7 protein-coding genes (1 of these 7 only partly in view) are annotated in these 7,569 nt (G+C 63.0%); 5 read left to right on the top strand and 2 right to left on the bottom strand.

Annotated elements, in window-relative coordinates; all coding sequences use genetic code 11:
- From VGE08_RS07735 to ppx, 4 genes are all read left to right on the top strand, one after another.
- A partial coding sequence (locus VGE08_RS07735) for a DUF6776 family protein (RefSeq protein WP_331067283.1) occupies positions 1–684 on the top strand: 684 nt, incomplete at its 5' end.
- Between the two features lie 60 nt (positions 685–744).
- Complete coding sequence (locus VGE08_RS07730; protein WP_331067282.1) at positions 745–1,167, top strand: polymer-forming cytoskeletal protein; 423 nt, start codon at positions 745–747, stop codon at positions 1,165–1,167.
- 45 nt (positions 1,168–1,212) lie between these two features.
- Positions 1,213–1,590: an iron-sulfur cluster insertion protein ErpA gene (gene erpA, locus VGE08_RS07725; protein ID WP_331067281.1), complete on the top strand. Its 378-nt coding sequence runs from the start codon at positions 1,213–1,215 to the stop codon at positions 1,588–1,590.
- Between the two features lie 71 nt (positions 1,591–1,661).
- Complete coding sequence (gene ppx / locus VGE08_RS07720) at positions 1,662–3,161, top strand: exopolyphosphatase (protein ID WP_331067280.1); 1,500 nt, start codon at positions 1,662–1,664, stop codon at positions 3,159–3,161.
- A 102-nt stretch (positions 3,162–3,263) separates the two neighbouring features.
- Here ppx and ppk1 read toward each other — a convergent pair whose 3' ends face one another.
- Positions 3,264–5,345 (bottom strand): polyphosphate kinase 1, encoded by a 2,082-nt coding sequence (gene ppk1, locus VGE08_RS07715; protein ID WP_331067279.1) that lies wholly within the window; start codon positions 5,343–5,345, stop codon positions 3,264–3,266.
- Positions 5,346–5,564: 219 nt separating this feature from the next.
- Positions 5,565–6,944, bottom strand: coding sequence for a M23 family metallopeptidase (locus VGE08_RS07710; RefSeq protein WP_331067278.1), 1,380 nt, complete (start codon positions 6,942–6,944; stop codon positions 5,565–5,567).
- A 257-nt stretch (positions 6,945–7,201) separates the two neighbouring features.
- Between VGE08_RS07710 and tyrS the strand changes: the two genes are divergently transcribed.
- Positions 7,202–7,569 carry the 5' end (the start) of a tyrosine--tRNA ligase gene (gene tyrS, locus VGE08_RS07705; protein ID WP_331067277.1) on the top strand. The gene runs 859 nt beyond the window's last position, so only the first 368 of its 1,227 coding nucleotides appear in the window; the start codon lies at positions 7,202–7,204; its stop codon lies off the right edge, out of view.

Raw genomic sequence — 7,569 nt, 5'->3', positions numbered from 1 at the left:
CTCTCGATCAGCGCCCCGCGCATGATCGTGCGCAGCCACCTGCCGTGGCCGCTGCGATGGGTGGTGCTGGCGCTGATGCTCGGCTTCTCGGCCGCCATCGGTCTCTGGGCGTTCGAGTTCGGCAAGAACATCGCCGGGCTCGATCGCAACGCGAAGGCCGAACTGGTTCGCCTGCGTGACGAGGTGGCCCAGCTCCGCTCCGAGCGTGAGGGCGCCCAGTCGATCGCCAACACCGCCCAGAGCCTGCTGCGCGCCGAGCAGGTGGCGCAGGAGCGCCTGGTTCAGCAGTTCAAGCAGGTGGAGGCCGAGAACCTTCGACTGAAGGCCGACCTCGGCTTCTTCGAGCGACTGCTGCCGTCCACGGGCAGCCAGGGCCTGAACGTGCGCGCGCTGAAGGCGCAGACCCGATCCCCCACCGAAACTCGATATCAGGCCCTGTTGATGCAGATCGGCCGCAATGTGCCCGAGTTCAGCGGTCGCTACGAGATCATCCTCGGCGGAACGCTCGACGGCAAACCGTGGTCTCATCCTCAGCCGGGCGGCGCGAAGGCATTCCAGGTGCGCCAGTCGGTGCGCCTGGAGGGCTTCATCGAGCATCCCGAGGCCGCGGTCGTCAAGAGCCTCACGATCAAGGTCACGGACAACCAGGGCAATGTCCGCACGAGCCAGACCACCAAGCTGTAACAACGCCTGCCGCCCCGCACCACGACCGACACACCAACCGACCGAAGAACGGAGAACGAGATGTTCACAAAGAAGAAGCAACCGCCGATCCGCACCCTGATCGGCGAGGGGACCGTGATTGTCGGGGAACTGCGGTTCACCGAGGGCTTGCGCATCGACGGCGAGGTCCAGGGTGACGTCGTCGCGCCCGAGGGAGGGCACAGCATTCTCGTCATCAGCGAGAAGGCGAAGGTGATCGGTCGGGTGCAGGCCGGCCACGTGATCATCAACGGCACGGTCGAGGGCCCGGTTCACTCCGATGAACTGCTGGAACTGCAGCCGAAGGCGAGCATCGTGGGCGACGTTCGCTACCAGGCGCTCGAGATGCACCAGGGCGCCACCATCAACGGTGAACTGCGCCCGCTGAAAGCTGATGAAAAACCCCTGCTGATCAAGTTGGCGTCGTCGAACGCGTCGGCGAATCCGACGGCGGCGGTGGGATAATCCTGCATCCGACGACTGTTTGACCGAGATTTACCAGGAGACGCCATGAGCGCCGTTGCAGAGAACACTTCCCACCCCGCTGACGATGCACCGCCGGTGCCGCTGGTCTTCACCGACAGTGCCGCCAGCAAGGTGAAGGAGCTCGTCGACGAGGAAGGCAACCCCGATCTGAAGCTGCGCGTTTTCGTGCAAGGCGGCGGCTGCTCGGGCTTCCAGTACGGCTTCACGTTCGACGAGAACCTGGAGGAGGGCGACACGCGCGTCGAGAACGGCGGCGTTACGCTGCTCATCGATCCGATGAGCATCCAGTACCTTGCCGGCGCCGAGATCGACTACAAGGAAGACATCGAAGGCGCGCAGTTCGTCATTCGCAATCCGAATGCCTCGACGACCTGCGGCTGCGGCTCGTCGTTCTCGATGTAGCCTCGGCGGCTTCGCCCCGATCCGTCGCTGAAGTCCCCTGAAGTCGGCCCTGAAGTCGCCCCTGAAGTCGAATGGCCCGCAAGGTTCCCGATGTCATTGCGGCCGTCGATCTCGGTTCCAACAGCTTCCACATGATCGTGGCCCGTCATTCGCACGGGCAGCTCACCGTTCTTGATCGCTTGCGCGAGACCGTGCGCCTCGGTGCGGGACTCGATGAACAAGGTCGCCTGAAGCGCGAGGCCATCGACGTGGCGCTCGCCTGCCTGGAGCGATTTGGCCAGCGCCTGCGCGACATGAAGGCCGAGAGCGTTCGCGTGGTCGGCACCAACACTTTGCGCAAGGCCAAACGCAAAGGGGCATTCCTGGACCGCGCGCGTTCAGCGCTAGGCCATCCCATCGAAGTCATTTCGGGCATCGAAGAAGCACGCCTGATCTACCTCGGCGTTACCAACACCATGCCGAGCGAGCCGGGCAGACGCCTGGTCGCGGACATCGGCGGCGGCAGCACCGAGATCATCATCGGCGAAGGGCTGCACGCGAAGAAGCTCGAAAGCTTGCACATGGGCTGTGTCACCATGAGCTCCCGCCTGTTCAGCGACGGCGCCGTTACGGAGAAGCGCATGAAGCGCGCACGGCTCGCCGCTCGCCTCGAACTGGAGCCGGTGCAGGCGACGTTCAAAGATTATGGTTGGGACCACGCGGCGGGCTCGTCCGGCACGATCCGCTCGGTGAGCGACGTGCTGCGTGCCGCTCGTTCTGGCAACGACGGCACCATCACACCACAGAACGTAGAGCAGCTCATCGAGCAACTGCTGCGTGCTGGAGATCTCTCGAAGCTGCGCTTGCCAGGGCTGGCCGAGGAGCGCGTGCCGGTGTTTCCCGGCGGGCTCGCCATTCTCGCGGAATTGCTCAGCGTCCTCGACATCAAGACGATGAAGGTTGCCGAGGGCGCCTTGCGCGAAGGATTGCTATACGACCTGGTGGGACGGTTCACCGACGAAGATGCGCGACTGCGCAGCGTGCGCGCGATGCAGGCCCGCTATCACGTCGATCAGGCGCAGGCTGCGCGTGTTGAAGCGACGGCGCTGGAGTTCTTGCGACGGACCCAGACCACTTGGGAGCTCGATGATCCGTTCGCGGAGCTGGCGCTGTCCTGGGCGGCACGCTTGCACGAAATCGGACTGGACGTCTCGCACTCGCATTACCAGAAGCATGGCGCATATCTGCTCGAGCACGCCGATCTGCCGGGCTTTCCGCAGGAAGAGCAGAAAATTCTCGCGTACATCGTCGGTGCTCACCGCCGCAAGCTGCAACTGGATGCATTGGAGGATCTGACGCCGCCGTGGCACATCAAGGCGCAGTTCCTGATCGTGATTCTGCGATTGGCGGTGCTGCTGCATCGAGGCCGAAGCGCGCAGGCGCTGCCCAGGATCGAGCTGCAGCCCAAAGCCCGCGCCTTGGAGATCACCTTCCCGAAGGGCTGGCTGGACACGCATCCGCTGACCGCCACGGATCTGGAGAACGAGGTCGAATACTTGAAAGCGGCCGGTTTCCGCCTGCGCGTGAGCTGATCAAGAACGAAGTGACTACTGACTGGTTGACTATTGACTGGTCAGAGGAGCTTTTCCCACTGTCGCAAAGAACGCCCCTGGCCAGTCACTATTCATTGGTCATTATTCACTTCTCTCCTCCGAATAGCGTTGCAGCAGGACCTGCTGCGCGCTCACGGGCGGTGCGTCACCCGGCGTGGCGCGTTCGTATCGGCCATCGGGGCCCAGCACCCAGGCCTGCTCGTTATCCGCCAGATAGGTTTCCAGGTCCTCGACGATGCGATCGCGATGTGCCTTGCGCTCGATCGGGAAGCACACCTCGATGCGCCGGAAGAAATTGCGCTCCATCCAGTCGGCACTGGCGCAGAAGATCTCGGGATTGCCGTCGTTGTGGAAGTAGTAGACGCGTGAGTGTTCGAGGAAACGGCCGATCACCGAACGCACCGTGATGTTCTCGGAAATGCCCGGCAATCCCGGCCGCAGAGCGCAGATGCCGCGCACGATCAAGTCGATTTTCACGCCCGCCATCGCGGCCGAATACAACGTCTGAATGATCTGTGGCTCGATCAGCGCATTCATCTTGGCGATGATGCGCGCGGGCTTGCCGGCACGCGCGAACCCCATCTCCCGCCGCGTCTTTTCCAGCAGCCCCTCGTGCAGCGTGAACGGCGATTGCAGGATCTTCTGCATGGTCGCGACGCGCGTCGGACTGGTCAGCTGCAGGAACAGCTCGTGCAGATCTTCGCCCATCGCCTCGTCGCACGTGAACAGACCGTAGTCTGTGTATACGCGGGCGGTGTTCGGATGATAGTTGCCCGTTCCGCAATGACAGTAGCGACGCAGTTTTCCGCGCTCGCGGCGGACAACCATGATGAGCTTCGCATGCGTCTTGTAGCCAACGACGCCATACATGACGTGCGCGCCGGCTTCCTGCAGGCGAGTCGCGAGCTGGATGTTCGCGGCTTCGTCGAACCGGGCCATCAGCTCGATGATGACGGTGACTTCCTTGCCCGCGCGCGCCGCGTCCACCAGCGCGTCGACGACCGGCGATTGCGGGCCGGTGCGATAGAGCGTCTGCTTGATGGCGAGCACGTCCGGATCGGCGGCCGCCTGACGTAGAAAATCGATGACCGGTGCAAACGACTCGAAAGGGTGGTGTAGCAGGATCTCGCCCTCACGCATCACCGCGAACATATCCTCCTTCGCGACCAGACGTTTGGGGATGGACGGCGTGAACGGGGGATATTTCAGGTCCGGCCGGTCGACCAGGTCGTAGATGGCCATCAAGCGGTTGAGATTCACCGGGCCGTTGACCTGGTAGAGATCATCGCGCTTCAGCGCGAAATGGCGCAGCAGGAAGCTGGTGATGTCTTCCGGACAATCCTGCGACGTTTCCAGGCGCACGGCGGCACCGTAGCGCCGCTGCGCCAGCTCGCCTTCGATGGCGCGCAGCAGGTTGTCGACTTCTTCGTCGTCGACGAACAGATCGCTGTTGCGTGTGACGCGAAATTGCCAGGCGCCTTCCACTTTCATGCCGCTGAACAACTGCGCGACGAAGGTCGAGATCACCGCGGACAAGAACACGAAATAGGTTTTGCCTGGCTCGCCGGCGGTGGGCGGCAAGCGAATGATCCGGGGCAGGGAGCGCGGCACTTGGACTACCGCGAGCTCGGCGTCCCGGCCGAACGCGTCCTTGCCGGACAGCCGCACGATGAAGTTCAAGCTCTTGTTCTGGATGCGAGGAAACGGCCGGGCTGGATCGAGACCCAGCGGCGTAAGTACCGGCTCGACTTCCTTGGCGAAGTAGTCGCCGACCCATTTGCGCTGCTCCGGCATCAGCGTCTTGGCGTTGACGAAGTGGATGCCCTCCGCCGCCAGCGCCGGAAACACCAGCTGGTGCAGCAACTCGTACTGATCCTGCACCAGCGCCGCGGCCCGCTCGTGAATCGCCAGCAACTGATCGGGCACGCTCATGCCGTCCGAGCCGCCGGCCACCGAGCCCAGCTCCTGCCGCTGCTTCAGGCTGGCGACGCGAATCTCGAAAAACTCGTCCAGGTTGGAGCAGGAGATGCCCAGGAAACGAATGCGTTCCAGCAGCGGCAGGCGCTCGTCATGAGCTTGCGCGAGCACGCGCTGGTTGAACTCGAGAAAGGACAGTTCCCGGTTGATGTAGTACTCGGGAGCCTTGAGATTCACATCGAGCATGAAACCGTGGTCGCCCGTCGTCCTGGTGGGACATCGAGAATACTACGCGCACCGCAGCGAATGTGTTACACGCGCGTGTCGGTGATCACGTCACAAAATCGCGACCTGCGGAGATCTCGCAGGCACGGGGGCCTTCCAGGGGCTGCTCTCCGAAGAATTCTTGATTCCCTCCCGCCTTACGGGAGGGGAGTAGATGGGGACGGTCTGGGACCTGTCAGGTTACTGAGGCAGGGTCGAAGCCACCTGCGCCGCGCCCGCGCGATCCAGCTTGGCAAACAACTGCCCGGCTTTGGTCAGGAATTCGGCTCGATACTCATCGGAAATCGGCGCGGCATCGGGCAGGCGCACGGTGCGCGGATTCTTGTGTACGCCGTTCACGAGATATTCGTAATGGAGGTGCGGACCCGTCGCTGCACCCGAGCTGCCGACATAACCGATCGTAGTGCCCTGGCGGACGCGCTGGCCGTTGCGAACGCCGGCGAAGCGGGACATGTGACCATAGAGCGTCGAGATGCCGGCGCCGTGTTCGAGGACCACTACGCGGCCGTAACCGCCCTTGGTGCCGACGAACTTCACCTTGCCGTCGCCGGCCGCCTTGATGACGGTGCCGGTCGGGGCGGCGTAATCGACGCCTTTGTGGGCGCGAATGGTGTTCAGGATGGGATGGCGGCGCTTGGGATTGAAGTTCGAGCTGATGCGCGTGAATTCGAGCGGCGCGCGCAGGAACTGACGCCGCATGCTGCGGCCATCGGGCGCGAAGTAGTCGGCCATTTTGCCGTCGGCGGATTCGAAGTAGACGGCGCGATGCAGGTTGCCGTCATTGAGGAAGTCGGCGGCGAGAATGCGGCCGTTGCCGATGAATTTGCCGTCCCGATATTTCTGTTCGTACACCAGGTGGAACTTGTCGCCCGGGCGGATATCGAGCGCGAAATCGATCTCCCAGCCGAAGATATCGTTGGCCAGTTGCAGGATCAGCTCGGGGCTGACGCCCGCGGCGCGTGCGGCCACGAACAGCGACGATTCGATCGTGCCCTCGGCCTGCACTTCCTGAATGTCCAGCGGCGTCTCGATCACTTCGGACCTGAAGCCTTCGTTGACGCGCGTCACCGAGAGGATCTCGGTCTCGCTGATGCGGCGGGTCAACGATTGCAGCAGCCCTTCATCGTGGACCAGCGTGATGGTGTCGCCGACGCGCAGCTGATCGATGCTGGCGCGGACGTCGGGAAGGTTGCGAAGGTTGGCGAGGTCGGTCAGGTTCAGCTTCAGCTGGCGGAAGATGCGGTCCATCGTGTCGTTGCGACGGACCACGAACTCGACCGTGTCACCGAGCACCGAGGGCGGCATCGCCGCCGGGATGGTCACCTTCTCGATTTCGATGGGCGGCAGGTTGGCCACGCTGAGGGCCGGCGGCCGCGGCTCGACGAACGAATCTTCGCGCGTCGCGATCGTGTACGCGACGATGCCGCCGATGAGCGGCAGCACCAGGCCGGAAACAAACCAACGCGCGTGATTGGGACGCGTGCGCTGCTGTGGTTTGTAGTCGAACGCGATCCTGGCGCTGGGCCCGGAACTGGGACTGCCTTGAAAGCCCTTCTTCATTCCGCTTGGAAAATTCAAGGGTCCAGCCCGCCTAGACTCGCGCATAGCACATGCGTAGATAAGTTAAAGTAAATGAACCAGGTCGCAAATTTGAAGAATCGCGCCGCTCGCGTCAACCCACGAATCAATTCACGAAAATGGGCCGCGGGTCCGCCGAAGCTCACACTCGTGACCCGGACCGCTCCGAGCGACTAAAGTCGCCGGTATTCGAACTCGTTCACTCGTTATCGTGCCCTTCGCGGCACGCTGGAAATCCGATGCTGTCAGTCGCCCATCCAACCGCGGAAGAACAACTGGCCGAGCTCAAGCGCGGCGCCAATGAAATCCTGCTCGAGTCCGAGCTGCTCGCGAAGCTGCGCCGGGGCAAGCCGCTCAGGGTCAAGGCCGGCTTCGACCCGACCGCGCCCGATCTGCATCTGGGCCATACGGTGCTCATCAACAAAATGCGCCGCTTTCAGGATTTCGGCCACGACGTGTTTTTCTTGATCGGGGATTTCACCGGGTTGATCGGCGACCCATCCGGACGCAACGCCACGCGTCCGCCGCTGACGCCGGAGCAGATTCAACAGAACGCGCTCACCTATCAGGAGCAGATTTTCAAGATCCTCGATCCGGTGAAGACCCA

This window comes from Steroidobacter sp. (genome assembly GCF_036406195.1).
In the GTDB taxonomy this organism is placed as follows: domain Bacteria; phylum Pseudomonadota; class Gammaproteobacteria; order Steroidobacterales; family Steroidobacteraceae; genus Steroidobacter.
The sequence above is the reverse complement of the archived record's forward strand: the minus strand, read 5'-3'. Positions and strand labels throughout refer to the sequence as shown.